Raw genomic sequence first — 26,148 nt, forward strand, 5'->3', positions numbered from 1 at the left:
AGAAGGTTGAATGAGCAATGACGGCGTGAATACGGGCCGGCGTCGCTTTCTCGTAGCTGCCACGTCCGTGGTGGGTGCCGCCGGGGCTGTGGGCGCTGCGATTCCGTTCGTGGGCTCGTGGTCTCCGAGCGCCAAGGCTCGTGCGGCAGGCGCGCCGGTCAAGGTCAACATCAGCAAGATAGAGCCGGGCCAGCAGATGGTCGCTGAATGGCGTGGTCAGCCTGTGTTCATTCTGCGGCGCGGCCCCGAGATACTGGACAACCTTGGCAAGCTTACCGGGCAGTTGTCCGACCCCGAATCCAGGGCTTCAGTCCAGCCAGGCTATGTCGATCCGGCGCTGCGCTCGATCAGGCCGGATATCGTGTTGCTGGTCGGCATCTGCACTCACCTGGGATGCTCGCCGACCTTCCGTCCTGAAGTCGCCCCTGCCGACCTGGGCAAGGACTGGGTGGGCGGCTATTTCTGTCCATGTCACGGCTCTCACTACGACCTGGCTGGTCGGGTATACAAGTCTCAACCCGCGCCTCTGAATCTGCCAGTTCCCCCGTATTCCTACGAGTCGGACACGGTCATCGTCATTGGCGTCGATCAGGAGGACGTGTAATGGGCAGGCTGGTGGACTGGATCGATGCGCGCTTCCCCGCCACGCGGATGTGGGAAGACCATCTCAGCAAATACTACGTACCGCGCAACTTCAATTTTCTGTATTTCTTCGGCTCGCTGGCATTGCTGGTGCTGGTCAATCAGATACTGACCGGTATCTGGCTGACGATGAGTTACACACCCACGGCGGAGGGCGCGTTTGCCTCGATCGAATACATCATGCGTGACGTGGAGTACGGTCCCATCTTGCGGCTGCTGCACTCCACAGGCGCTTCGGCGTTCTTCATCGTCGTGTACATGCACATGTTTCGTGGATTGCTGTACGGCTCCTATCGGAAGCCTCGTGAGCTGGTCTGGATCTTCGGCATGCTGATCTACCTGAGTCTGATGGCGGAGGCCTTCATGGGGTATCTGCTGCCTTGGGGGCAGATGTCCTACTGGGGTGCGCAGGTGATCATTTCGCTGTTTGGTGCAATACCGGTGATAGGTGAAGACCTGACCCAATGGATTCGGGGCGACTATCTGGTGTCAGGCATCACCCTGAACCGTTTCTTCGCGCTGCATGTCGTGGCGCTGCCCATCGTGATCCTGGGGCTGGTCGTTTTGCACATTCTTGCGCTGCACGAGGTGGGGTCCAACAACCCGGATGGCATCGACATCAAGAAGCACAAGGATGAACACGGCAAGCCTCTGGATGGCATCGCCTTTCATCCGTATTTCACCCTGAAGGATCTGGTGGGGGTGGTGGTGTTTCTGTTTGTTTTTTGTACAGTGGTGTTCTTTTTTCCGGAAATGGGTGGCTACTTTCTGGAGAAGCCGAATTTCGAGCCGGCCAACGCGTTCAAGACCCCGGAGCACATCGCGCCCGTGTGGTACTTCACGCCGTTCTACGCCATCCTGCGCGCCGTGCCAGACAAACTGATGGGTGTAATGGCCATGGGGTCGGCCATTGCGGTGCTGTTCGTGCTGCCGTGGCTTGACCGCAGTCCGGTCAGGTCCATGCGTTACAAGGGCTGGATCAGCCGCCTGGCGCTCGTCCTGTTCTGCGTGTCATTCGTGACGCTCGGCTACCTGGGAGTTCAGCCGCCGACGCCTGAGGGTACGGTCGTGGCGCGCATATGCGCCTGCCTGTACTTTGCCTACTTCCTGTTGATGCCGTTCTACACCCGGCTGGAACGCACGCGGCCGGTTCCGGAGAGGGTAACGGGGCCATGAGAAAATTTCTGGCTGTGTTGATCCTCGCGGCGCTGCCAGCGCTCGTGTTCGCGGCGGAAAGTGGAGCGCCGCTTGAGCATGTCGACATTGATGTGTCCGACAAGGCGGCCCTGCAGGACGGGGCGCGTACCTTCGTCAATTACTGCATGGGCTGCCATGGCGCCAAATACCAGCGGTATGAGCGTGTGGCCGACGATCTGGGTATTCCTCATGAGGTGATGCTGGAAAAACTGGTCTTCACCGGAGCCAAAATCGGCGATCACATGCAGACCGGCATGCAGCCGGCGGATGCGAAAGCGTGGTTCGGCACTGCACCGCCTGATCTGACGCTGGTGGCGCGTGTGCGAGGTACCGATTGGCTTTATGGCTACCTGCGTTCGTTCTATGAGGACCCGGCACGGCCATGGGGCGTCAACAATAAGGTTTTCCCTGATGTGGGAATGCCGAATGTGCTGGTGGGGCTACAAGGGCGTCAAGTGGTCGGCTGCAAGCAGGTGCAAATCGAGGAGGACGGCAAAAAACGCTATGACCCCTTGAGTGGCGCGCCTCTGACTTATGAGGCGTGTGATCAGCTGACCATCGTGCCCGGTTCGGGAAGTCTGACGCCTGCGCAGTTCGATGAAAAAATCAGGAATCTGGTGACCTTTCTCGATTACTCGGCCAACCCCGTCAAATTGCGGCATCAGCGTATCGGCACGTATGTGCTGCTGTACCTGGCCTTTCTACTGGTCTTCGTTTACCTGCTCAAACGCGAATACTGGAAAGATGTTCATTGAGCGGGTGTCATGTCTGCCTTACATAAATGCGTCATCGCGGTCGCAATGTGGATCAAATACGCGGTGAACAGCATAGCGGGGCAAGATTACAGAATTTAGCGGGCATAAATGAGCTATCGTGTCGCCCGCAGTGAGCACCTGCCCTGTCGCGCGCTTTATAAAAGGCTTTCTGTGGGCAGGTTTTCAATCTGTCCGATAAATTTCAACAAGCGAGGAGGATCGCCATGGGCGTGACCAACCGGTTGGCCTGTTACTCCGACCCCGCCGATCACTATTCACATCGTGTGCGCATTGTGCTCGCCGAGAAAAGTGTCAGCGCTGAAATCATTGATGTTGTGGCCGGGCGTCATCCGCCGCAGCTGATTGAAGTGAACCCCTACGGCAGTGTGCCAACCCTGGTCGATCGCGATCTGGCGTTGTACGAGTCTACGGTGGTGATGGAATACCTGGATGAGCGCTATCCGCATCCTCCGCTGTTGCCGGTCTACCCGGTGGCGCGTGCCAACAGTCGTCTGCTGATCCATCGCATCCAGCGTGACTGGTGCGGGCTGGTGGATCTGATTCTTGATCCGCGCAGCAAGGAGCCGGCACGTGTGCAGGCGCGCAAGGAATTGCGTGAGAGCCTGACCGGGGTTTCCCCGTTGTTCGCGGAAAAGGCTTTTTTCCTGAGTGACGAGCAAAGTCTTGTCGATTGCTGTCTACTGCCCATACTCTGGCGTCTGCCGATTCTGGGTATCGAATTGCCGCGGCCTGCCAAGCCGCTGCTTGATTACATGGAGCGCCAATTTGCGCGTGAGGCTTTTCAGGCAAGTCTGTCTGCCGCCGAACGTGAAATGCGCTAAGGCTTAAGGAGCCGTTGATGAACTCCAGTCGCCCTTATCTGGTTCGCGCTCTTTATGAGTGGATCGTTGATAACGATTGCACCCCGCATATGCTGGTCAATGCGGAGTACCCGTCCGTGCAGGTCCCACAAGGGTTTGCCAATGACGGACAGATTGTCCTGAATGTTTCGCCGAGTGCAGTGCGTCATCTGCACATGGATAACGAAGCAGTCAGTTTCGAAGGCCGCTTCGGCGGTGTGCCGCATACCCTTTACGTCCCTGTCGGTGCGATTCTGGGCATTTATGCCCGCGAGAATGGCCAGGGGATGGTTTTCGATCTGGAGCCTTCCCTTGAGGAGGATGAAGAGATCGAGCTGGACGACGGCGACGACACGCCGCCAGACAGCGATCCGCCTCGTCCTACGGGCAGGCCGAGCCTTAAAGTGGTGAAATAAAAAAGGCGATCCGCAAGGATCGCCTTTTTCATGTCTGCCATTCAGCTGTCAGTCGATGTACTCGAACAACTTGACGATTTTCTGCACGCCGGACACGCCCTGCACCAGATTGGTGGCGCGATTGGCTTCGTCCTGAGTCACCAGACCCAGCAGGAACACAATGCCGTTCTCGGTCACGACCTTGATGCGCGAGCCGGGAATGGACGCATCAGCGATCATCTGGCTTTTGACTTTAGTGGTCAGCCAGGCGTCGTTGTTGCGGGCCAGCAGCGAGGAGGGCGCCATGACCTGCAGCTCGTTGTTGACCTTCTTGACGCGCTGTACGGAGCTTGCAGCCTGTTCGGCAATGGCCTTGAGGTCTGCGCGTGGAACCTGGCCTGCCAGCAGGACGATACCGTTGAAGCTGGTAACGACGATATGCGAGCCTTCGGCAAGGTCAGGGTTGGCCTTGGAGATGTTCACCGCCGCCTTGGTTTCGATCAGTGAGTCGTCGATCTTGCTGCCAAAAGTGCGTGTGCCTCGATCATCCTCGATCGGCTTGTCGCGACTTGCGGTAATAACCGAGCTGCATCCGGTCACGCTCAGGCACAGTGTCAGAACCAGTAGGCTAAGACGATTAGGGGTCATTCTTCACTCCCGAACAGTTGGCTGTCGATCAGATCGCATAAGCAATGGATCGCCAGCAGATGGACTTCTTGTATGCGTGCCGTAACGGTCGCCGGCACACGAATTTCCACATCTTCCGGCAGCAGCAGCGAAGCCATTCCGCCACCGTCGCGTCCCGTCAATGCTACGACAATCATTTCGCGATCATGTGCGGCCTGGATGGCCTGAATAATATTTGCGGAATTGCCGCTGGTGGAAATCGCCAGCAGCACATCCCCCGGCTGACCCAGTGCGCGGATCTGCTTGGAGAAGATCTCGTTGTAGCTGTAATCGTTGGCGATCGAGGTGATGGTCGAGCTGTCGGTCGTCAGCGCAATGGCCGGCAGGCTGGGGCGTTCACGTTCGAACCGGTTGAGCAGTTCGGAAGAAAAATGCTGCGCATCACCTGCCGAACCACCATTGCCGCACGATAGCATTTTGCCTTCGTTGAGCAGGGCATTGACCATGACCTGGCTGGCTTGCTCGATAAAGGGTGCAAGGACTTCCATCGCCTGTTGCTTGGTATCGATGCTGGCTTGAAACAGCCGGCGAATCCGGGATTGCATGTCCATCAATGTGACCTTAATTAGAGCGTACGGCGGCTGCCCGGCTTGCCGGAGTGCAGCCCGCAAAGCAATAGCGAAATCGGTAGTGGTAATGGCTTCTTGCCGGTCATGACTGCGCTGCGTGCCTGTCAGCTGTCGAAAGCGTTCTTGATCCAGTTCAAAGGGGCAGAGTCGCCTGCTGTTCCTTCAACCGCGACCACGTCGAAACGACAAGGATAGCGGGCCCAGCCTGACTCTTGTTGCAGGAAGAGCTGTGCAGCGGTAACGAGCTTCGCCTGTTTGCGAAAATCGACACTTTCCACCGCGCCACCCCAGCCGGAATGGCGGCGGTAGCGAACTTCGACGAATACTACTGTATCGCCGTCGAGCATGACTAGATCAAGCTCGCCACGTTTGCATAACCAGTTTTGGACAATCAGGCGTAAACCCTGCTGTTGCAAATGCTGCAGGGCGTAGGCTTCGGCCTCGCGCCCTGCTTTTTGGCGGGTGTTGCCTGCAATCAAGGTGCGGTATCCGGAAGGCGCTGAATCTTGCCGTCCACGAACTCTGCCCAAGGCAGTTGACGCTCGACCCGGCGGCCAGGGTTCATGCTCAGGCTGCCGGACAGGCCGTCGATGCGGCTGTCAGGCATGGTCTTGAGCTGACCCAGGCGTGGAGCCAGGCGATAGGCGTCGATGCCCATCGCGTACAGGCGACCCAGGCTGCCGGAAGCCTGTGGCCATTGGGCGGTCACTTGCTGGCGCAGAGGATCATTGGCGTCGAGCAGCCACGGCGTTTCGCAGAAGCGAACGCCGTTAAGGTCCATGTACTGGGCGTGATCGTTGCTGTTGGTGAACAGGTGAGAGGTGGCGTAGACCGGAACATCACCTGCGTACTGGAACACCATGGTCGGCTTGATCTGCTGGGCCTGTTGTGGCGTGGCGGCCAGGAACATGAAGTCGATGTCCTGACGACGGCTCGGCTGTGCGGCTACATCAGTACCTACCGTGCTTTGCAGGCGCTGGGCACGGCCTTCGCTCTTGCGCAGCTGGAACAGATCGGCAACCTGCTGGGCCAGTTCGACCGGCTGATCAACGTGCTCGGCAGCGATCAGAGTGCCGCCCTTGGCTTGCCAGCTCTTGCGGAAAGCATCGAGTACGCGGTCGCCCCATTCGCCTTTCGGCACCATGGCAACCGCGCTGCGCTTGCCGTCTGCCCAGGCGCGACGTGCCACTTCACGGGCTTCGTCTTCTGCGGCCAGGCCGAACTGGAACAGCTGGGGAGGGCCTTCGTTGCCTGCATCGCTGTAATTGAGCGCGAGGGTGGTGATAGGCAGTTGCTCACGGCTGTTCAATTGCTTGACCAGATTCTTTTCCAGCGGGCCGACGACCAGTTGAACGCCGGCAGCCTGGGCCTGACGGTAGAACTCATCCATCGAGGTCAGGCGCGAACTGTCGAAGACCTGAATGGCTGGAGGGTTCTGACCTGCCTGCTGAGCCTGATAGTGGGCGGCCATGAAGCCTTCACGCAGCGCTTTTGCAACGGAAGCCAGTTGACCATCCTGCGGCAGCAGCAAGGCAATCTTGGTCAGCGGTTCGCTGGTCAGGGCGCGCAGTTGGGCAAGCGTCGTTGGGAGTTGCAGCGCGGCAGGGTGCTGCGGGTTCTGGGCTTTCCAGGTGTCGATGGCAGCCTGCTGCTGTTCCAGCGTGCCTGCACCTTTCACCGAGCGCGCAAGGCTCAGCCAGCCACCCATGTCGCCGCTCGCGTTGGCCTGCAGTTGTTCGGCGGGCAGCGAGGAAACCAGTTTCCAGATGGCATCGTTGTTGGCAGTGGCGTCGGCATCTTTCAGCAGCGGGCCTGCAAAGACGCGCTCGTTGGCAGCGGGCAGGATCTGACCGTCAGCTTCCAGGGCGCGGGCCTTGACCATGTGGGTGCGCACCTGCTGCTCGACCGAGAGCTCGCCCAGGCGTTGCATGCTTGGGTGGTTCAGGGCGGTCAGGGCGGCCTTGGGCTGGTTGCGGCCCATCGCCAGTTCGGCGGACAGCGTGCTGGCGAAGACCTGCAGGCCGGGCTTGAGTTGATCCATCTGCACCTGGGCAAGAATCTGCGCAGCGCGACCCGCATCGTTCTGGCGGTTGGCCAGGTCGGCGGCGCTCAGGCGCAATGTGGCGGCCTGTTCAGGTGTTTTGGCAGCCGAGGCCTGATCGAGCAATTGCTCAATGCTGGCATCAGGAGTGCGAGGAAGCTCGCCAAGGCTGGACGAGGGCGAGCTGGCACAGGCTGCGAGAAGGGCAGCGAGGCAGAGGGCAGAGAACAGCCGCAGGCAGGCGATCATTGATGTGTTCCTGATACTCGAGCGAATTAACGGCGAATTGTACCCAAGCACTGGCCGGGGCGCGACTTCGAAGGTGTGATATTGATTGTGACGGGGCGTTTTACCCGACAATCCTGATCATTGCGGCAAGCGTTTCAATGCGGCATTTAACAAAGATCATGCGTCCTTACTCCTTTTTTATAGGCTTCCCTGATGCGTAAACCGCTGATCAAGGTCGTTGCCTGTACAATGCGTCTTTTACGACACCCTGCCTGATAAACATGAGGTCTGCGCTTTGACTGTCCCGGTTGCTTCGAATTCCACCCCTGGTTCGCTTTATGTGGTGGCTACACCTATCGGCAATCTGGATGACATGAGCGTGCGAGCGCTGAAGGTTCTGCGTGAGGTTACGTTGATTGCGGCAGAGGATACGCGTCACTCGTCGCGTCTGATGCAACACTTCGGTATATCCACACCGCTGGCCGCATGCCATGAGCATAACGAGCGTGATGAGGGTAGCCGGTTTATCACCCGATTGCTGGCCGGGGATGATGTCGCGCTGATTTCGGACGCGGGCACACCGTTGATTTCCGACCCTGGCTATCACTTGGTGCGTCAGGCGCGTGCTGCGGGTATTACTGTCGTGCCGGTGCCGGGTGCCTGCGCCTTGATTGCCGCGCTGTCCGCAGCGGGACTGCCGTCGGATCGCTTTATCTTCGAGGGGTTTCTGCCCGCCAAGGCGGTCGGACGCGAGGCCAGGCTCGAGCAGGTAAAAGAAGAGCCGCGTACGCTGATCTTTTATGAGGCACCGCATCGTATTCTGGAATGCCTGCAGGACATGGAGCAGGTGTTCGGTGCGGATCGCCCGGCCTTGCTGGCCCGTGAAATAACCAAAACTTTCGAAACCCTCAAGGGTCTGCCATTGGGTGAGCTGCGCGCTTTCGTCGAGGCGGACAGCAATCAGCAGCGTGGTGAGTGTGTGGTACTGGTTGCAGGCTGGACGCCGCCTGAAGACGAGGATGTGATCGGCGCCGAGGCACGCAGGATTCTCGATCTGCTGCTTGAGGAAATGCCGCTCAAGCGCGCTGCGGCGCTGGCTGCAGAGATCACCGGGGTGCGTAAGAATCTGCTCTATCAGGTTGCGCTGGACAAGCAGAAAGAGTGAGAAATGCCGGTTTTTCAATGGCTCACACAGGCCATGCAAGCTTTTAAAGCTTGTTCTCGATGGCGTGTGCCGCTAACCTTGTCGGCGGAGAGTCGATTGGACAGTCGCTGCCTCTTGTTGTTCCGCAACAAGGGGGGGAGGAAAGTCCGGGCTCCATAGGGCGGAGTGCCAGGTAACGCCTGGGAGGCGCGAGCCTACGGAAAGTGCCACAGAAAATAACCGCCTAAGCACTTCAGTGCCGGTAAGGGTGAAAAGGTGCGGTAAGAGCGCACCGCACGTCTGGCAACAGTTCGTGGCAAGGTAAACCCCACTCGGAGCAAGACCAAATAGGGTTCCTAGGCGTGGCCCGCGCTGGAACCGGGTAGGTTGCTAAAGACGTCCAGTGATGGCCGTCGTAGAGGAATGACTGTCCTCGACAGAACCCGGCTTACAGATCGACTCTCCACCTTTTTCTCCCCTTCGTTTTTCAGCAGCAAAATCCCTTCGTAAGACCAAAAAAATCTTAAACCTCACAAATCACTTTAACTTCAAGCCCTAGCGGATTGAGTTGAGTGGGATTCGTCCGTCAGAACCTTCCGTAATTTAGCTAAAACCCTCCAATACCACTCCTAAATCTGCGAAATGTAAGGCTTTTCCTTGAGAGCGTGCCTTGACGGTGTGGCAGGCGCATTCCTATAGTGTGCGCAAGTGGCAGAAAGTGGCACGAAGTGGGTTTTTTGAGCGCAAAAAGCTAATATTTGGAGAATGCGCCTGTGTTCCGTGGTGCCAACGCGATCAATCTCGATGCCAAAGGCCGTCTCGCCATGCCGAGCCGGTATCGCGACGAGTTGGATTCGCGTAGCGCCGGCCAGTTGATCGTGACCATAGATGCCGTTGACCCCTGCTTGTGTCTTTATCCGCTGTCCGAGTGGGAACTGATTGAAGCCAAACTTCGTGAGCTCGCGACGTTTCGTGAAGAAAACCGCCGTTTGCAACGGCTTTTGATTGGTAATGCAGTCGATCTGGAGCTGGATGGCAGCGGACGTTTTCTGGTTCCTCCGCGTCTTCGCGATTATGCCAAGTTGGATAAGCGCGTAATGCTCGTGGGGCAACTCAACAAGTTTCAATTGTGGGACGAGGACGCCTGGAACGCACTTGCTGATGCGGACCTTGCTGCCATTCAACAACCTGGCGCGATGCCTGATGAATTACGTGACCTGATCCTGTGACTATGAATAGCGGCTTTACCCACATCACCGTACTGCTCGAAGAAGCCGTGGAGGCTCTCGCGTTGCGCGCGGATGGCTGCTATATGGACGGAACGTTCGGTCGTGGCGGGCACAGTCGACTCATTCTCAGCCACCTCGGCCCTGATGGCCGGCTGCTCGGGTTTGACAAGGACCCTCAAGCGATTGCCACGGGGCAAACGCTAGCGGCCGAAGACGGCCGCTTTGTCATTGTGCAACGCAGCTTTGCCGAATTGGGATCCGAAGCTCAAGAACGGGGCCTGGCAGGCAAAGTGAGCGGCATCCTGCTGGACCTGGGTGTGTCCTCTCCACAGCTTGATGACCCTGAGCGCGGCTTCAGTTTCATGAATGACGGTCCGCTGGACATGCGTATGGATCCGACGCGTGGTGTCAGTGCGGCCGAGTTCATCGCCACGGCACCTGCCGAAGAAATCGCCCGGGTCTTCAAGGAATACGGTGAAGAGCGCTTCGCCAAACGTATGGCCAACGCCGTCGTACAACGCCGCGAAGTCCAGCCTTTCGAACGCACTGCCGATCTCGCAGAAGTCCTCAAGGTCGCCAACCCTGCCTGGGAAAAAGGCAAGAATCCTGCGACGCGCGCCTTTCAGGGGCTGCGTATCCACGTCAACAACGAACTGGGCGATCTTGAAGCGGGCCTCGACGCTGCGCTGGACGCACTGGAAATCGGCGGCCGTCTGGTGGTCATCAGCTTTCACTCGCTGGAAGACCGCATCGTCAAACTCTTCATGCGCAAGCTCGCCAAGGGCGAAGCCGATAACATGCCGCGCAACCTGCCGATCCAGTACAAGGCGTTCGAGCCGAAGATCCGCATTCACGGCAAGGCTCAATTTGCATCGGACACCGAAACCAAAGCCAATCCACGCTCGCGCAGTGCTGTCATGCGCGTAGCGGAGAAGCTCAGGTGAGCCGTCTTTTCCTGAAACCCTTGCCCGGTGGCAGCTTCATTATGCTGCTGCTGTTCATCGCCGTCCTCGTTTCGGCGATTGGCGTTTCCTATAGCGCGCATTTGAACCGTCAATTGCTCAACTCGCTGTATTCGGAAATGAGCGTGCGCGACAAGGCACAGGCCGAGTGGGGCCGCCTCATCCTTGAACAAAGCACCTGGACAGCCCACAGCCGTATCGAGCAGTTGGCGACCGAACAATTGAAAATGCGCATTCCCAATGCGGCCGAAGTACGGATGGTGGCGCCATGATGAAGCTTGACGGCGCACTTTACCCGTGGCGTTTTCGGGTTGTCGTGGGACTACTGGTCAGCCTGGTGCTCGCCATCTGCTGGCGCATCGTCGATCTGCAGGTCATCGACCATACGTTCCTGAAGGAACAGGGAGATGCGCGCAGCCTTCGTCACATCCCCATTCCGGCTCACCGTGGTCTGATCACTGACCGTAACGGCGAGCCTCTGGCTGTCAGTACACCCGTCACTACGCTGTGGGCCAACCCGCGCGAAATGCAGCAGGACAAGTCCAAATGGCCGATGCTCGCTGCTGCCATGGGGCAGGACCTCAAGGCACTGACCGAGCGCCTCGATGCCCAGGCCACCAAGGAATTCATCTATCTGGTGCGCGGCCTGACACCTGAACAGGGTCAGTCGGTACTTGATCTCAAAGTTCCCGGTGTCTATGGCATCGAGGAATTTCGTCGTTTCTACCCCGCAGGCGATGTGACCGCCCACATGGTCGGCTTTACTGACCTGGACGATCATGGCCGCGAAGGGGTCGAACTGGCTTATGACGACTGGCTTGCCGGAGTGCCCGGCAAGCGGCAGGTCATCAAGGACCGGCGAGGCCGACTGATCAAGGACGTACAGGTGACCAAGAACGCCAAGGCCGGCAAGACCTTGGCTTTGTCTATTGACCTGCGTCTGCAATATCTGGCGACCCGTGAGCTGCGCAATGCCATCGTCGAAAACGAGGCCAAGGCAGGCAGTCTGGTGATCATGGACGTCAAAACCGGCGAAGTGCTGGCGATGGTCAACCAGCCGACCTACAACCCGAACAACCGCCGCACCATGGTGCCGGCCGCCATGCGCAACCGGGCGATCATCGACGTGTTCGAGCCGGGTTCGACCATGAAGCCGATTTCGATGACCGCCGCGCTGGACAGCGGTCGCTGGAAACCGACCGACAAGGTCGAGGTGTATCCGGGCACGCTGCAGATCGGCAAATACACCATCCGCGACGTGACCAAGACGGAAGGCCCGGTGCTTGACCTCACCGGTATTTTGATCAACTCCAGTAACGTCGGCATGAGCAAGGTCGCGTTCGATGTGGGCGGCGAATCGATTTTCCGTGCGATGCAGCGCGTCGGCTTCGGTCAGTACACCGGCCTGGGTTTCCCGGGCGAACGTGTAGGCAACCTGCCGAACTATCGCGAATGGCGCAAGGCTGAAACCGCCACGCTGTCCTACGGCTACGGCCTGTCGGTCACCGCGTTGCAGTTGGTACACGCCTATGGCGCGCTGGCCAACAACGGCCGCATCGTGCCTTTGACCATTTTGAAAAGTGACGCAGCGCCGACAGCGGTTCAAGCGATTCCGGAAGCGACCGCCAAGACGGTGCAAGGCATGTTGCAACAAGTGATCGAAGACTCCCGTGGTGTGTATCGCGCCCGTGTGCCGTCCTATCACGTCGGCGGCAAGAGCGGTACGGCGCGCAAGACGTCCATCGGCACCAAGGGTTACGCCGAGAATTCCTACCGTTCGCTGTTCGCCGGATTCGGTCCGATGAGCAACCCTCGCTACGCCATCGTTGTGGTGATCGACGAGCCGAGCAAGGGCGGTTACTACGGCGGCCTGGTTTCAGCCCCGGTATTCAGCAAGGTCATGTCCGGCACGTTGCGTTTGATGAACGTTTCTCCCGACAACCTCGCACCTGAGCAGGTCAACACTGCCCCGGCAGTCGTCAAAGGAGGGCGTGGTTGATGGCTTTTAATCTGAGCAAGCTTTTCGCTCACACCGACCGCGATGCATTGATTCGCGAGTTGACGCTGGACAGCCGCAACGTGCGTCCGGGCGATCTGTTTCTGGCAATCCCCGGCCTCAAGGTCGATGGCCGCGCGCACATCGCCGACGCGCTCAAGCGTGGCGCAGCCGCCGTTGCCTATGAGGCCGAAGGCTCGACCGTATTGCCGATCACCGATGTGCCGTTGATTCCGGTCAAGGGCCTGGCGGCGCAACTGTCTGCCATCGCCGGACGTTTCTATGGCGACTCGAGCCGCAGCCTGAATCTGGTCGGCGTAACCGGCACCAACGGCAAGACCAGCGTTACTCAGCTGGTTGCCCAGGCGCTCGATCTGCTGGGTCAGCACTGCGGCATCGTCGGCACGCTGGGCACCGGCTTTTATGGCGCGCTGCAAAGCGGACGTCACACCACGCCAGACCCGATTGCCGTTCAGGCCACACTTACTGACCTGAGAAAGGCCGGTGCTCGCGCTGTTGCGATGGAAGTGTCGTCCCACGGTCTCGATCAGGGTCGTGCGACTGCGCTGGCCTTCGATGTGGCGGTGCTGACCAACCTGTCCCGTGACCACCTTGACTACCATGGCACCATGGAAGCTTATGGCGCGGCCAAGGCGAAGCTGTTTGCCTGGCCTGATCTGAGTTGCCGGGTCCTCAATCTGGATGACGAATTCGGTCGCGCGCTGGCGGCAGAAAAGCAGGAGTCGCGGCTGATCACCTACAGCCTGCTCGACAGCTCGGCTTATCTGTACTGCCGCGACGCGAAGTTCGACGACGGTGGCGTGCGCGCCACGCTGGTGACCCCGCAAGGTCAGCATTTCCTGCGCAGCAGCCTGCTGGGTCGCTTCAACCTGAGCAATGTTCTGGCTGCGGTCGGCGCCTTGCTCGGTCTGGATTACGCACTGGACGAAATTCTCAAGGTCCTGCCAAAACTGGAAGGTCCGGTCGGGCGCATGCAGCGTCTGGGTGGTGCCGACAAGCCGCTGGTGGTGGTCGACTACGCCCACACGCCGGATGCGCTGGAAAAAGTTCTCGAAGCCTTGCGCCCGCACGCGAAGGGCCAGTTGCTGTGCCTGTTCGGCTGTGGCGGCGACCGCGATCGCGGCAAGCGCCCGCTGATGGCCGAGGTCGTCGAGCGTCTGGCCGACGGTGTTCTGGTCACTGACGACAATCCTCGTACAGAAGCACCGTCGCAGATTTTCGATGACATCCGTGGCGGTTTCAGCGCGGCGGATAACGTGAAGTTCGTTGAAGGCCGCGGTCAGGCCATCGCGCAACTCATTGCCTGTGCCAAAGCCGACGATGTCGTTGTGCTGGCCGGCAAGGGGCACGAGGACTATCAGGAAATCGACGGTCAGCGTCACGCATTCTCGGATCTGGAAGAAGCTGCCAAAGCGTTGGCCGCATGGGAGCCTGCGCATGCTTAAGCCATTAACCTTCAGCGAACTGGTTGCACCGCTCGATGCCCGTCTGGTTGGCAACGATTGCAGCTTTGACGGTGTGAGCACCGACAGTCGCGCCATCGTACCGGGTCAGCTGTTCATTGCACTGACCGGTCCGCGTTTCGACGGTCATGAATACCTTGATCAAGTCGCTGCCAAGGGCGCTGTTGGTGCTCTCGTCGAGCGCGAAGTGCCGGATTCGAAGCTGCCGCAACTGGTCGTGCTGGACACCCGCAAGGCACTGGCGCAACTGGGTGCGATGAACCGCAATGCGTTTGTTAATCGCCCGGTAGCAGCGGTCACCGGTTCCAGCGGCAAGACCACGGTCAAGGAAATGCTCGCGAGTATTCTGCGCACGGGTGGCCCGGTTCTCGCGACCCGTGGCAATTTGAACAATGAGCTGGGCGTGCCGTTGACCCTGCTGGAACTGGGCGCCGAGCATACGTCTGCAGTCATCGAACTGGGCGCGTCGCGTGTCGGGGAAATCGCTTTCACCGTCAGCCTGACCAAGCCGCACGTCGCCATTCTCACCAATGCGGGCACGGCCCATGTCGGCGAGTTCGGCGGCCCTGATCGCATTGTCGAAGCCAAGGGCGAGATCATCGAAGGTCTCGATGCCGGCGGCACGGCAGTTCTGAATCTCGACGACAAGGCGTTCCCGATCTGGCAAGCACGTGCCGGTAAAAGCAAGGTCCTGACGTTTGCTTTGAACAACGGAGCAGCGGATCTGCATGCCAGTGACCTGACTCGCGACGAGCGCGGCTGCCCGGGCTTCACGCTGCACAGTCCGTCAGGCTCCGCACAGGTACAACTGAATCTTCTGGGCACGCACAACGTGACCAATGCCTTGGCCGCCGCAGCCGCTGCCTGCGCGCTGAACGTCAGCCTGGAAGGCATCGTCCAAGGTCTGAACAACGTACAGCCGGTCAAGGGCCGCGCCGTACCGCACATCGCCAGCAATGGCATGCGCGTGATTGATGACACCTACAACGCCAATCCGTCTTCTGTGAATGCCGCCGTTGATCTGCTGACCAGCTTTGCAGGACGGACCGTTCTGGTGCTGGGCGACATTGGCGAGCTGGGCGAATGGGCCGAGCAGGGCCACCACGATGTGGGCGCTTACGCTGCTGGCAAGGTCTCGGCGCTGTATGCCGTCGGCCCACTGATGACCCATGCGGTCAGCGCCTTTGGCCCGCACGCACGTCATTTCATCACTCAGGCCGAGCTGATCGAAGCGCTGGGCGCTGAGCAAGACAAAAACACCACTTTATTGATCAAGGGCTCGCGTAGTGCCGCGATGGAAAACGTCGTGGCTGCTTTGTGCGGTTCTAGCCTGGAGAAACATTGATGCTGCTGCTGTTGGCCGAGTTCTTACAACAGTTCTACAAAGGCTTCGCAGTCTTTCAGTACCTGTCGCTGCGCGGGATCCTTGGCGTGCTCACTGCGCTGACGCTGTCACTGTGCCTGGGTCCGTGGATGATCCGCACCTTGCAGATGCGTCAGATCGGCCAGTCCGTGCGCAACGACGGTCCGCAGTCGCACCTGTCCAAATCGGGCACGCCCACCATGGGCGGTGCACTGATTCTTTCTTCCATCGGCATCAGCACCTTGTTGTGGGCTGACTTGACCAATCGCTATGTCTGGGTCGTGCTGCTTGTCACCTTCCTGTTCGGTGCCATCGGCTGGGTCGACGATTACCGCAAGGTGATCGAGAAAAACTCCCGTGGCCTGCCGAGTCGCTGGAAGTATTTCTGGCAATCGGTATTTGGCCTCTGCGCCGCGATCTTCCTTTATACGACCGCGCCGTCGGCCACCGAAACCACGTTGATCGTACCGATGCTCAAGGACGTCCGTATTCCGCTGGGCATCGGCTTCGTGGTGCTGACCTATTTCGTGATCGTCGGCTCCAGCAACGCGGTCAACCTGACTGATGGCCTGGACGGTCTGGCAATCATGCCGACCGTGATGGTCGGTGGTGCGCTGGGTATCTTCTGCTACCTGTCCGGTAACGTGAAATTCGCTGAATACCTGCTGATCCCCTACGTACCGGGGGCGGGTGAGCTGATCGTGTTCTCTGGGGCGCTAATCGGGGCGGGACTGGGGTTCCTCTGGTTCAACACCTATCCGGCCCAAGTGTTCATGGGCGACGTCGGCGCACTGGCGCTGGGCGCTGCGCTGGGCACCATGGCCGTGATCGTTCGTCAGGAAATCGTACTGTTCATCATGGGCGGCATCTTCGTGATGGAAACCCTTTCAGTGGTCATTCAGGTTGCGTCTTTCAAACTGACCGGTCGCCGGGTTTTCCGCATGGCGCCCATACACCACCACTTTGAACTCAAAGGCTGGCCCGAGCCACGCGTGATCGTCCGTTTCTGGATCATCACCGTGATTCTCGTGCTGATCGGCCTTGCCACGCTGAAACTGAGGTAGAGCGAGTGTCCCTGATCGTTTCCGACCGCTTCCGCATTGTCGTGGGTCTAGGCAAAAGCGGCATGTCCCTGGTTCGCTTCCTGGCGAACCGGGGCGTGTCCTTTGCCGTGGCCGACACGCGGGAGAATCCGCCGGAACTGGCGACCTTGCGCCGGGATTACCCGCAGGTGGAAGTGCGTTGTGGCGAGCTGGACGTGGAATTCCTCTGCCGTGCCGACGAAGTCTATGTCAGCCCCGGTCTTGCCCTCGCGACGCCTGCCTTGCAGCAGGCGCAGGCGCGTGGCGTGAAGATGGCTGGCGATATCGAGCTGTTCGCGCGTTACGCCAAGGCCCCGATTGTCGCCATCACGGGCTCCAATGCGAAAAGCACTGTGACGACGCTGGTAGGCGAGATGGCAGCAGCGGCAGGCAAGCGCGTCGCCGTGGGCGGCAACCTGGGTACTCCGGCGCTTGATCTGCTCAGTGATGACATCGAGTTGTACGTGATGGAGCTGTCCAGCTTTCAACTGGAGACCACCGATCAGCTCAACGCTGAGGTGGCGACCGTGCTGAACATCAGCGAAGACCATATGGACCGTTACAGCGGTCTGCCTGCGTATCACCTGGCCAAGCACCGGATCTTCCGTGGCGCAAGGCAGGTGGTGGTCAACCGTCAGGATGCGTTGTCCCGTCCGTTGATTGGCGAAGGTTTGCCGTGCTGGACCTTCGGCCTGAACAAGCCTGACTTCCATGGCTTTGGCCTGCGCGAAGAGAACGGCGAAAAGTATCTGGCCTTCCAGTTCGAAAACCTGATGCCGGTTCGCGATCTGAAAATGCGCGGCTCGCACAACCATGCAAACACGCTGGCAGCTCTGGCGCTGGGCCATGCGGTCGGCCTGCCATTCGATGCCATGCTTTCGGCGCTGCGTGAGTTCTCGGGTCTCGAGCACCGCTGTCAGTGGGTCCGGGAGCTGAACGGCGTTCATTATTACAATGACTCCAAGGCCACCAACGTGGGCGCTGCACTGGCTGCCATCGAAGGCCTGGGCGCAGACATTCCGGGCAAGCTGGTGCTGATCGCCGGTGGCGATGGCAAGGGCGCCGATTTCAGCGGCTTGCGTGCTGCCGTTGCTGCGCATTGCCGCAGCGTCGTGCTGCTGGGGCGTGATGCCGAACGACTCGCTCAGGCACTGGGCGACGCTGCACCGCTGGTGCATGTCGACACGCTGCAGCTTGCAGTTGAACGCAGCGCCGGACTGGCTCAGGACGGCGATGCCGTTCTGCTGTCCCCGGCCTGCGCCAGTCTGGACATGTTCAAGAATTATGAAGAGCGCGGACGAGTGTTCGCGCAGGCAGTGGAGTGCTTGTCATGATCTTCGGTGTGATCAAGCCGTATCCATCGCCCCTGATCAGCGGACGGGGCATCGACCTCGACTTCCCGATGCTGGTCGGTTGCCTTGCCTTGCTGGGCCTCGGTCTGGTGATGATCACCTCCGCGTCGTCGGAAGTCGCCGCCGTGCAGTCGGGCAACACGCTGTACATGATGACCCGTCACCTGGTGTACCTGTTGATCGGTCTGGGCGCGTGCGGCGTGACCATGATGATCCCGGTCGCCACCTGGCAGCGCCTGGGCTGGCTGATGCTGCTCGGTGCGTTCGGCCTGCTGCTGATGGTGCTGGTGCCGGGTATCGGGCGCGAGGTCAACGGGTCCATGCGCTGGATCGGATTTGGCGCGTTCAACGTGCAGCCTTCCGAGATCGCCAAGGTCTTCGTGGTGATCTTTCTGGCCGGTTACCTGATCCGCCGTCAGCAGGAAGTGCGCGAAAGCTGGATGGGCTTCTTCAAGCCGTTCATCGTGCTGCTGCCCATGGCCGGCCTGTTGCTGATGGAGCCTGACTTCGGTGCAACCGTCGTGATGATGGGCGCTGCGGCCGCAATGCTGTTCCTTGGCGGCGTAGGGCTGTTCCGCTTCTCGCTGATGGTCGTGCTGGCCGTCGTTTCGGTGGTGGTGCTGGTTCAGGCCCAGCCTTACCGGATGGCGCGTCTGACCAACTTTACCGACCCGTGGGCCGACCAGTTCGGTTCCGGCTACCAGTTGACCCAGGCGCTCATCGCCTTCGGTCGAGGCGAATGGTTCGGTGTCGGTCTGGGCAACAGCGTCCAGAAACAATTCTATCTGCCGGAAGCGCATACGGACTTCGTGTTCTCTGTGCTTGCTGAAGAACTGGGTGTCGTGGGTTCGTTGCTCACGGTTGCACTGTTCCTGTTCGTCAGTATTCGTGGCATGTACATCGGTATGTGGGCAGAAAGGGCCAAACAGTTCTTCGGTGCCTACGTTGCCTACGGTCTTTCTTTCCTGTGGATCGGTCAGTTCCTGATCAACATCGGCGTGAACGTCGGTCTGTTGCCGACCAAAGGACTGACCTTGCCGTTCCTGAGCTACGGCGGCAGTTCGTTGGTGATCTGCTGTGCCAGCCTTGGGCTGCTGCTGCGCATCGAATGGGAATCGCGCAACAACATGGGCAGTGAAGAAGCCGAGTTCAAAGAAAGCGACTTCGCCGAGGAGACGCCTCATGGACGCTAACGTGCTGATCATGGCGGGCGGCACCGGCGGGCATGTGTTCCCGGCGCTGGCCTGCGCCCGCGAATTCCAGTCGCGCGGCTACAAGGTTCACTGGCTGGGCACCCCGCGCGGTATCGAGAACGAACTGGTGCCTCAGGCAGGGCTGACCCTGCACCTGATCAATGTCACCGGCTTGCGTGGCAAGGGACGTCTGTCCCTGCTCAAGGCGCCGCTGATGTTGCTCAAGGCATTGATGCAGGCCCGCAAGGTGGTGCGTGAGCTCAAGCCTGTGTGTGTGGTCGGCTTCGGTGGCTATGTCACAGGTCCCGGTGGTCTTGCCGCGAAGCTGGCAGGCGTGCCGTTGATCATTCACGAGCAGAACGCTGTTGCCGGCACTGCCAACCGCAGTCTCGCGTCGTTCGCCAGTCGGGTATGCGAGGCGTTCCCGGACACCTTCGCGGCCTCGAAGAAACGCCGCACGACCGGCAACCCGGTGCGTGTCGAGCTGTTTCTTGAAACGCCGCGTCAGGCCCTGGCCGGTCGCAAGGCACGCCTGTTGGTGCTGGGTGGCAGCCTCGGTGCCGAGCCGCTGAACAAGCTGCTGCCCGAAGCGCTGGCGCAATTGCCTGTGGATATCCGTCCCGAAATATTCCATCAGGCGGGCAAGAATCACGACGAAATTACCGCCGAGCGTTATCGCAACGTGGGCGTCGAGGCGCAAGTGGCGCCGTTCATCCAGAACATGGCTCAAGCGTACAGCTGGGCCGATCTGGTGGTCTGCCGCGCAGGCGCACTGACCATCAGCGAACTGGCCGCCGCAGGCCTGCCGTCGCTGCTGATCCCGTTGCCCCATGCGATCGATGACCATCAGTCCCGTAACGCTGACTATCTGGCCCGCGAAGGCGCAGCCTTTGTCATGCCGCAAGCGACAACTGGCGTAGCCGAGATGGCTGCACGCCTGAAAGAGGTTTTGATGCAACCCGAACAATTGAACAGCATGGCCCGCACGGCACGTCGCCTGGCCAAGCCCGATGCAACCAATACCGTGGTCGATGTCTGTGTGGAGGTGGTCAATGGTTGAGAATCAGCGCGCCATGCCGCAACCCGAAATGCGCCGCATCCGTCGCATCCACTTCGTCGGTATCGGCGGTGTCGGCATGTGCGGCATTGCCGAGGTGCTATTGAACCTGGGCTACGAAGTGTCGGGTTCCGACCTCAAGAGCTCTCCAGTGACCGAACGTCTCGAATCGTTCGGCGCGCAGATTTTCCTCGGCCATCGTGCCGAGAACACCGTGGGTGCCGATGTGCTGGTTGTGTCCAGTGCGGTCAATACCTCCAACCCGGAAGTGGCTACCGCCCTGGAACGTCGTATTCCGGTTGTGCCACGCGCCGAGATGCTGGCCGAGCTGATGCGCTATCGCCACGGCATCGCGGTGGCTGGTACCCACGGCAAGACCACCACCACCAGCCTGATCGCTTCGGTGTTCGCGGCCGGTGGCCTCGACCCGACGTTCGTGATCGGTGGTCGTCTGAACGCGGCGGGCACCAATGCCCAGCTGGGCACCAGCCGTTATCTGATCGCCGAAGCCGACGAAAGCGATGCCAGCTTCCTGCACCTGCAGCCGCTGGTCGCTGTGGTCACCAACATCGACGCCGATCACATGGCGACCTACGAAGGCGACTTCAACAAACTGAAGAAAACCTTTGTCGAATTCCTGCACAACCTGCCGTTCTATGGGCTGGCAGTGATGTGCATCGATGATCCTGTGGTTCGTGAAATCCTGCCGCAGGTCAAGCGTCCGATCCTGACCTACGGTTTCAGCGAAGAAGCCGATGTGCGCGCAATCAACGTGCGCCAGGACGGCATGCTGACGTTCTTTACCGTGTTGCGTCGCGACCGCGAGCCGCTGGATGTGTCCGTGAACATGCCGGGCAATCACAACGTGCTCAATTCGCTGGCGACCATTGCAATCGCGACCGACGAAGGCGTGAGTGACGAGGCCATCGTTCAGGGCCTGTCGGGCTTTCAGGGTGTGGGCCGTCGCTTCCAGGTGTATGGCGAACTGCCGGTCGAAGGCGGCAACGTGATGCTGGTCGACGACTACGGTCACCACCCGCGTGAAGTCGCTGCGGTGATCAATGCTGTGCGCGGTGGCTGGCCGGATCGTCGTCTGGTCATGGTTTACCAGCCGCACCGTTTCAGCCGGACCCGTGATCTGTACGACGATTTCGTCCAGGTGCTGGCCGATGCCAATGTGCTGTTGCTGATGGAAGTCTACCCGGCCGGTGAAGAACCGATCCCCGGCGCGGACAGCCGTAACCTGTGCCACAGCATTCGTCAGCGTGGTCAGCTTGATCCGATCTACATCGAGCGTGGCGTAGAGCTCGCACCGCTGGTCAAGCCGCTGCTGCGCGCCGGCGACATCCTGCTGTGCCAAGGCGCGGGCGACATTGGTGGTCTGGCTCCGCAATTGCTCAAGAGTCCGCTGTTCGTCGGCGCAAAAGTGGCTTCAACCGAAGGTAAGCTGAAATGACAGCCGTCGCCCCGTCTTCCCTGCGCTCGACACTCGAGCCGAAAAGCTTCGGCCGCGTTGCCGTGCTTTTTGGCGGCAAGAGTGCCGAGCGGGAAGTGTCCCTGAAATCCGGACAGGCAGTGCTTGAGGCACTGCAGGCTGCCGGTGTGGATGCGTTCGGCATCGACGTGGGCGACGATTTCCTGCAACGACTGGTGAATGAAAAGATCGACCGGGCGTTCATCGTGCTGCACGGTCGCGGCGGCGAAGACGGCACCATGCAAGGGCTGCTGGAGTGCCTGGAAATCCCCTATACCGGCAGCGGCGTACTCGCTTCTGCTCTGGCGATGGACAAGCTGCGTACCAAGCAGGTTTGGCAGAGTCTGGGCCTTGCAACGCCTTTGCACGCGGCACTCGTCAGTGAGCAGGATTGTATTTCTGCCGCGACGGAACTGGGCTTCCCTTTGATCGTCAAACCGGCCCATGAAGGCTCAAGTATCGGTATGGCTAAAGTGACCAGCGTCGACGAATTGATCGCCGCCTGGAAAGCCGCCAGTACCTACGATTCGCAAGTGTTGGTCGAGCAGTGGATTCAGGGGCCGGAGTTCACTGTGGCTTCTCTGCGTGACCAAGTGCTCCCGGTCATCGGCCTGGGCACTCCCCACAGTTTTTACGACTACGACGCCAAGTACCTGGCTTCCGATACCCAGTACCGGATTCCATGCGGGTTGAGCGACGAGCGTGAGCACGAACTCAAACAACTGACAGCACGCGCCTGCGAAGCCATTGGCATTGCTGGCTGGGCGCGCACGGATGTCATGCAGGACGCGCAAGGCAAGTTCTGGCTGCTGGAAGTCAATACGGTGCCGGGCATGACCGATCACAGCCTGGTTCCGATGGCGGCGCGTGCTGCGGGTCTGGATTTTCAGCAACTGGTGTTGGCGATTCTGGCCGACAGCGTTCAGGCGAGGGCTTAAGGCATGAACGCTTCGGCACGCCATCAGCCTCCAGCACCGAACCGCAAGCCGGTGCCTCGTGGCGCCAGCCGGATGGTGGCCAAGGAGCCGCTGTCTGCGCGTATGCCAAAACCGAACTTCAGTTTCCTGAAGCGTCTGTTCTGGCCGGTGATGCTGGTCGTGCTGGGTTTTGGTACGTACGAAGCGGCGCTGCGGATCATGCCGTATGCCGACCGCCCGATCACCCGCATCAATGTGCAGGGCGATCTGAGCTACATCAGTCAGCAGGCCGTGCAGCAGCGGATTGCACCGTTCGTGGCGTCGAGCTTTTTCAAGATCGATCTGGCCGCCATGCGCACTGAGCTTGAACAGATGCCATGGATTGCACACGCCGAAGTCAGACGTGTGTGGCCGGACCAGGTGGTGATTCGCCTGGAAGAGCAGCTGCCCGTTGCCCGTTGGGGTGACGAGTCGCTGCTGAACAACCAGGGGCAGGCTTTCACGCCGCGTGAACTGTCCAATTATGAACATCTTCCCCAGTTGTTCGGCCCGCAGCGGGCCCAGCAGCAGGTGATGCAGCAGTACCAGGTGTTGAGTCAGATGTTGCGCCCCATGGGCTTCTCCATCGTGCGCCTGGAATTGCGCGAGCGTGGCAGCTGGTTCCTGACAACAGGTGCCGGTAGTGCTGGGCCGGGTATCGAGTTGTTGCTGGGACGCGACCATCTCGTCGAAAAAATGCGCCGCTTCATCGCGATTTACGACAAAACGCTTAAAGACCAAATCACGAATATTGCGCGCATCGACCTGCGTTACGCCAACGGCCTTGCAGTTGGCTGGCGTGAACAGGCAGCGCCGACGTCGGACAAACCCGCCGTCGCGAAGAATTGATAAGAGGCAGGACCATGGCAAATGTGCAAAGCGGCAAAATGATCGTCGGGCTGGATATCGGTACCTCCAAGGTGGTGGCACTGGTAGGCGAAGTCGCGGCCGATGGCTCGCTGGAAATCGTGGGTATCGGTACCCATCCCTCCCGCGGCCTGAAGAAGGGCGTGGTGGTGAACATCGAATCGACCGTTCAGTCGATCCAGCGCGCTGTCGAAGAGGCCCAGCTGATGGCTGGCTGCCGTATTCACTCGGCATTCGTCGGCGTCGCGGGCAACCACATCCGCAGCCTGAACTCCCACGGCATCGTGGCGATCCGCGACCGTGAAGTGAGCTCTGCGGATCTGGAGCGTGTACTCGACGCCGCCCAGGCTGTTGCCATCCCTGCCGATCAGCGCGTCCTGCACACGCTGCCTCAGGACTACGTCATCGACAACCAGGAAGGCGTTCGTGAGCCGCTGGGCATGTCGGGCGTACGTCTGGAAGCCAAGGTGCACGTCGTGACCTGTGCAGTGAACGCTGCCCAGAACATCGAGAAGTGCGTGCGTCGCTGTGGTCTGGAAGTCGACGACATCATTCTGGAACAACTGGCTTCGGCCTATTCGGTCCTGACCGATGACGAGAAAGAGCTGGGCGTCTGCCTGGTGGACATCGGCGGCGGCACCACCGACATCGCGATCTTCACCGAAGGCGCGATCCGGCACACCGCGGTGATCCCGATTGCGGGCGATCAGGTGACCAATGACATCGCCATGGCGCTGCGCACACCGACCCAGTACGCCGAAGAAATCAAGATTCGTTATGCCTGCGCCCTGGCCAAACTGGCTGGTGCCGGCGAAACCATCAAGGTACCGAGCGTGGGCGACCGTCCACCTCGCGAGCTGTCGCGCCAGGCCCTGGCCGAAGTGGTTGAGCCTCGTTACGACGAGCTGTTCACCCTGATCCAGGCCGAACTGCGTCGCAGTGGTTATGAAGATCTGATCCCGGCCGGCATCGTGCTGACCGGTGGTACCTCGAAAATGGAAGGTGCGGTGGAACTTGCCGAGGAAATCTTCCACATGCCGGTGCGCCTGGGCGTTCCGCATAGCGTCAAAGGGCTCGCTGATGTCGTCCGCAACCCGATCTACTCCACAGGCGTAGGCCTGTTGCTGTACGGGCTGCAGAAACAATCCGATGGCATTTCGCTGTCGGGGATTGTCGGCAACAGCAGTTACGGCGACGAACCCAAGGCTCCTGTGCTTGAGCGTATCAAGCGTTGGGTCCAGGGCAATTTTTAAGCTTCAAAGATTCAAGCTTCAAAACAATAGCGGCAGGCAGTAGGCAAACTAACTAGAGAGCGGAAGGAGAGAGAAAATGTTCGAACTCGTAGACAACGTCCCGCAAAGCCCGGTAATCAAGGTCATCGGTGTAGGCGGTGGTGGCGGTAACGCTGTCAATCACATGGTCAAGAGCAACATCGAAGGCGTGGAATTCATCTGCGCCAACACCGATGCTCAAGCGCTGAAAAACATCGGCGCGCGCACCATTCTTCAACTGGGCACAGGCGTGACCAAAGGTCTTGGCGCTGGCGCCAACCCTGAAGTCGGTCGTCAGGCCGCGCTGGAAGACCGTGAGCGCATTGCAGAAGTCCTGCAAGGCACCAACATGGTCTTCATCACCACAGGCATGGGCGGCGGTACCGGTACCGGTGCAGCACCGATCATTGCCGAAGTGGCCAAGGAAATGGGCATTCTGACGGTCGCAGTCGTGACCCGTCCGTTCCCGTTCGAAGGTCGCAAGCGTATGCAGATCGCCGATGAAGGCATCCGCATGCTGTCCGAAAGCGTCGACTCGTTGATCACCATTCCCAACGAGAAGCTGCTGACCATCCTGGGTAAGGACGCCAGCCTGCTGTCGGCTTTCGCCAAGGCAGACGATGTACTGGCCGGTGCCGTTCGCGGTATCTCCGACATCATCAAGCGTCCGGGCATGATCAACGTCGACTTTGCCGACGTTCGCACCGTGATGAGCGAAATGGGCATGGCAATGATGGGCACTGGCTGCGCCAGCGGTCCTAACCGTGCACGTGAAGCGACCGAGGCAGCCATCCGCAACCCGCTGCTCGAAGACGTCAACCTGCAGGGCGCTCGCGGCATCCTGGTCAACATCACTGCCGGTCCTGACCTGTCTCTGGGTGAATACTCGGACGTGGGCAGCATCATCGAAGCGTTCGCTTCCGAGCACGCGATGGTCAAGGTCGGTACCGTTATCGATCCGGACATGCGTGACGAGTTGCACGTGACCGTGGTTGCGACCGGTCTGGGCGCGAAAATCGAGAAGCCTGTCAAGGTGATCGACAATACCCTGCAGACCACTCAGCAGTCCTCGGCTCAGCCAGCGGTCCGTCAGGAAGCCCCTTCGGTCAACTACCGCGATCTGGATCGTCCTACCGTGATGCGCAATCAGGCACACGCAGGCGCCACCGCAGCAGCGAAGATGAACCCTAACGACGATCTGGACTACCTGGACATCCCGGCTTTCCTGCGTCGTCAGGCCGATTGATGAAATGTATCAGGGGTATTAGGGTGATTGGTGTTCAGCAAAGGCATGGTCTGCTATCATCGCCAGCCTTTGTTGATACCAGTTCGCAACTTGCGCTG

The 26,148-nt window shown here is 59.8% G+C and carries 25 protein-coding genes and 1 other RNA gene; 22 read left to right on the plus strand and 4 right to left on the minus strand.

Going from position 1 to position 26,148, the window contains the following annotated elements; genetic code table 11:
* Positions 1–10: 10 nt before the first annotated feature.
* From petA to CFBP1590_RS05520, 5 genes are all read left to right on the plus strand, one after another.
* The gene (gene petA, locus CFBP1590_RS05500; protein ID WP_029243307.1) at positions 11–604 is read left to right on the plus strand and encodes a ubiquinol-cytochrome c reductase iron-sulfur subunit; all 594 of its coding nucleotides are present in this window, start codon (positions 11–13) and stop codon (positions 602–604) included.
* A complete protein-coding gene (locus CFBP1590_RS05505) occupies positions 604–1,818 on the plus strand; it encodes a cytochrome b (RefSeq protein WP_088234604.1) in 1,215 nt (404 codons plus the stop codon). The genes petA and CFBP1590_RS05505 overlap by 1 nt, the downstream gene beginning before the upstream one ends.
* Positions 1,815–2,594, plus strand: coding sequence for a cytochrome c1 (locus tag CFBP1590_RS05510; protein WP_088234605.1), 780 nt, complete (start codon positions 1,815–1,817; stop codon positions 2,592–2,594). Before CFBP1590_RS05505 ends, CFBP1590_RS05510 begins: the two co-directional genes overlap by 4 nt.
* Before the next feature lie 224 nt (positions 2,595–2,818).
* Positions 2,819–3,436, plus strand: a complete 618-nt coding sequence (locus CFBP1590_RS05515; RefSeq protein WP_025996306.1) for a glutathione S-transferase N-terminal domain-containing protein — start codon at positions 2,819–2,821, stop codon at positions 3,434–3,436.
* Positions 3,437–3,453: 17 nt separating this feature from the next.
* Positions 3,454–3,870 (plus strand): ClpXP protease specificity-enhancing factor, encoded by a 417-nt coding sequence (locus CFBP1590_RS05520; RefSeq protein WP_004881519.1) that lies wholly within the window; start codon positions 3,454–3,456, stop codon positions 3,868–3,870.
* Between the two features lie 48 nt (positions 3,871–3,918).
* Here the strand turns inward: CFBP1590_RS05520 and CFBP1590_RS05525 are convergent, their stop codons facing one another.
* The 4 genes from CFBP1590_RS05525 to CFBP1590_RS05540 all read right to left on the minus strand — a co-directional run bounded on the left by CFBP1590_RS05525 (position 3,919) and on the right by CFBP1590_RS05540 (position 7,395).
* Positions 3,919–4,497, minus strand: coding sequence for a BON domain-containing protein (locus CFBP1590_RS05525; protein WP_004881518.1), 579 nt, complete (start codon positions 4,495–4,497; stop codon positions 3,919–3,921).
* Positions 4,494–5,087: a phosphoheptose isomerase gene (locus CFBP1590_RS05530; RefSeq protein ID WP_025996304.1), complete on the minus strand. Its 594-nt coding sequence runs from the start codon at positions 5,085–5,087 to the stop codon at positions 4,494–4,496. Before CFBP1590_RS05530 ends, CFBP1590_RS05525 begins: the two co-directional genes overlap by 4 nt.
* Before the next feature lie 122 nt (positions 5,088–5,209).
* Complete coding sequence (locus tag CFBP1590_RS05535) at positions 5,210–5,581, minus strand: YraN family protein (RefSeq protein ID WP_163000383.1); 372 nt, start codon at positions 5,579–5,581, stop codon at positions 5,210–5,212.
* Positions 5,581–7,395: a penicillin-binding protein activator gene (locus CFBP1590_RS05540; protein WP_088234606.1), complete on the minus strand. Its 1,815-nt coding sequence runs from the start codon at positions 7,393–7,395 to the stop codon at positions 5,581–5,583. Before CFBP1590_RS05540 ends, CFBP1590_RS05535 begins: the two co-directional genes overlap by 1 nt.
* A 274-nt stretch (positions 7,396–7,669) precedes the next feature.
* Between CFBP1590_RS05540 and rsmI the strand changes: the two genes are divergently transcribed.
* The 17 genes from rsmI (at position 7,670) to ftsZ (ending at position 26,050) form a co-directional block, all read left to right on the plus strand.
* Positions 7,670–8,539: a 16S rRNA (cytidine(1402)-2'-O)-methyltransferase gene (rsmI, locus tag CFBP1590_RS05545; RefSeq protein ID WP_088234607.1), complete on the plus strand. Its 870-nt coding sequence runs from the start codon at positions 7,670–7,672 to the stop codon at positions 8,537–8,539.
* Positions 8,540–8,627: 88 nt separating this feature from the next.
* An RNA gene (rnpB, locus tag CFBP1590_RS05550) (RNase P RNA component class A) lies at positions 8,628–8,985 on the plus strand.
* Between the two features lie 306 nt (positions 8,986–9,291).
* Positions 9,292–9,747 (plus strand): division/cell wall cluster transcriptional repressor MraZ, encoded by a 456-nt coding sequence (gene mraZ / locus CFBP1590_RS05555; RefSeq protein WP_043304888.1) that lies wholly within the window; start codon positions 9,292–9,294, stop codon positions 9,745–9,747.
* Positions 9,748–9,749: 2 nt separating this feature from the next.
* Complete coding sequence (gene rsmH, locus CFBP1590_RS05560) at positions 9,750–10,691, plus strand: 16S rRNA (cytosine(1402)-N(4))-methyltransferase RsmH (RefSeq protein WP_074454600.1); 942 nt, start codon at positions 9,750–9,752, stop codon at positions 10,689–10,691.
* A complete protein-coding gene (ftsL, locus tag CFBP1590_RS05565) occupies positions 10,688–10,981 on the plus strand; it encodes a cell division protein FtsL (RefSeq protein ID WP_004881511.1) in 294 nt (97 codons plus the stop codon). Before rsmH ends, ftsL begins: the two co-directional genes overlap by 4 nt.
* Complete coding sequence (locus tag CFBP1590_RS05570; protein ID WP_161987312.1) at positions 10,981–12,708, plus strand: peptidoglycan D,D-transpeptidase FtsI family protein; 1,728 nt, start codon at positions 10,981–10,983, stop codon at positions 12,706–12,708. Before ftsL ends, CFBP1590_RS05570 begins: the two co-directional genes overlap by 1 nt.
* Positions 12,708–14,171 carry a UDP-N-acetylmuramoyl-L-alanyl-D-glutamate--2,6-diaminopimelate ligase gene (locus tag CFBP1590_RS05575; RefSeq protein ID WP_088234608.1) on the plus strand — a complete coding sequence of 488 codons (1,464 nt, stop codon included), beginning with the start codon at positions 12,708–12,710 and terminating at the stop codon, positions 14,169–14,171. Before CFBP1590_RS05570 ends, CFBP1590_RS05575 begins: the two co-directional genes overlap by 1 nt.
* Positions 14,164–15,534 (plus strand): UDP-N-acetylmuramoyl-tripeptide--D-alanyl-D-alanine ligase, encoded by a 1,371-nt coding sequence (locus tag CFBP1590_RS05580; protein WP_088234609.1) that lies wholly within the window; start codon positions 14,164–14,166, stop codon positions 15,532–15,534. Before CFBP1590_RS05575 ends, CFBP1590_RS05580 begins: the two co-directional genes overlap by 8 nt.
* Positions 15,534–16,616: a phospho-N-acetylmuramoyl-pentapeptide-transferase gene (gene mraY, locus CFBP1590_RS05585; RefSeq protein WP_004881507.1), complete on the plus strand. Its 1,083-nt coding sequence runs from the start codon at positions 15,534–15,536 to the stop codon at positions 16,614–16,616. The genes CFBP1590_RS05580 and mraY overlap by 1 nt, the downstream gene beginning before the upstream one ends.
* A gap of 5 nt (positions 16,617–16,621) precedes the next feature.
* Entirely contained in the window at positions 16,622–17,968 is a 1,347-nt protein-coding gene (murD, locus tag CFBP1590_RS05590) for a UDP-N-acetylmuramoyl-L-alanine--D-glutamate ligase (RefSeq protein ID WP_088234610.1), read from the plus strand.
* Positions 17,965–19,179, plus strand: coding sequence for a putative lipid II flippase FtsW (gene ftsW, locus CFBP1590_RS05595; protein WP_029243297.1), 1,215 nt, complete (start codon positions 17,965–17,967; stop codon positions 19,177–19,179). The genes murD and ftsW overlap by 4 nt, the downstream gene beginning before the upstream one ends.
* Entirely contained in the window at positions 19,169–20,239 is a 1,071-nt protein-coding gene (murG, locus tag CFBP1590_RS05600) for an undecaprenyldiphospho-muramoylpentapeptide beta-N-acetylglucosaminyltransferase (RefSeq protein ID WP_029243296.1), read from the plus strand. Before ftsW ends, murG begins: the two co-directional genes overlap by 11 nt.
* Positions 20,232–21,692 carry a UDP-N-acetylmuramate--L-alanine ligase gene (gene murC / locus CFBP1590_RS05605; protein ID WP_029243295.1) on the plus strand — a complete coding sequence of 487 codons (1,461 nt, stop codon included), beginning with the start codon at positions 20,232–20,234 and terminating at the stop codon, positions 21,690–21,692. Before murG ends, murC begins: the two co-directional genes overlap by 8 nt.
* Positions 21,689–22,648: a D-alanine--D-alanine ligase gene (locus tag CFBP1590_RS05610; protein ID WP_043304896.1), complete on the plus strand. Its 960-nt coding sequence runs from the start codon at positions 21,689–21,691 to the stop codon at positions 22,646–22,648. The genes murC and CFBP1590_RS05610 overlap by 4 nt, the downstream gene beginning before the upstream one ends.
* Positions 22,649–22,651: 3 nt before the next feature.
* Positions 22,652–23,515, plus strand: a complete 864-nt coding sequence (locus CFBP1590_RS05615; RefSeq protein WP_029243293.1) for a cell division protein FtsQ/DivIB — start codon at positions 22,652–22,654, stop codon at positions 23,513–23,515.
* 14 nt (positions 23,516–23,529) lie between these two features.
* A complete protein-coding gene (ftsA, locus tag CFBP1590_RS05620; RefSeq protein WP_004881500.1) occupies positions 23,530–24,786 on the plus strand; it encodes a cell division protein FtsA in 1,257 nt (418 codons plus the stop codon).
* 76 nt (positions 24,787–24,862) lie between these two features.
* Positions 24,863–26,050 (plus strand): cell division protein FtsZ, encoded by a 1,188-nt coding sequence (ftsZ, locus tag CFBP1590_RS05625; RefSeq protein WP_088234611.1) that lies wholly within the window; start codon positions 24,863–24,865, stop codon positions 26,048–26,050.
* Positions 26,051–26,148: the final 98 nt, after the last annotated feature.

Source organism: Pseudomonas viridiflava (assembly GCF_900184295.1).
Classification (GTDB): domain Bacteria; phylum Pseudomonadota; class Gammaproteobacteria; order Pseudomonadales; family Pseudomonadaceae; genus Aquipseudomonas; species Aquipseudomonas viridiflava.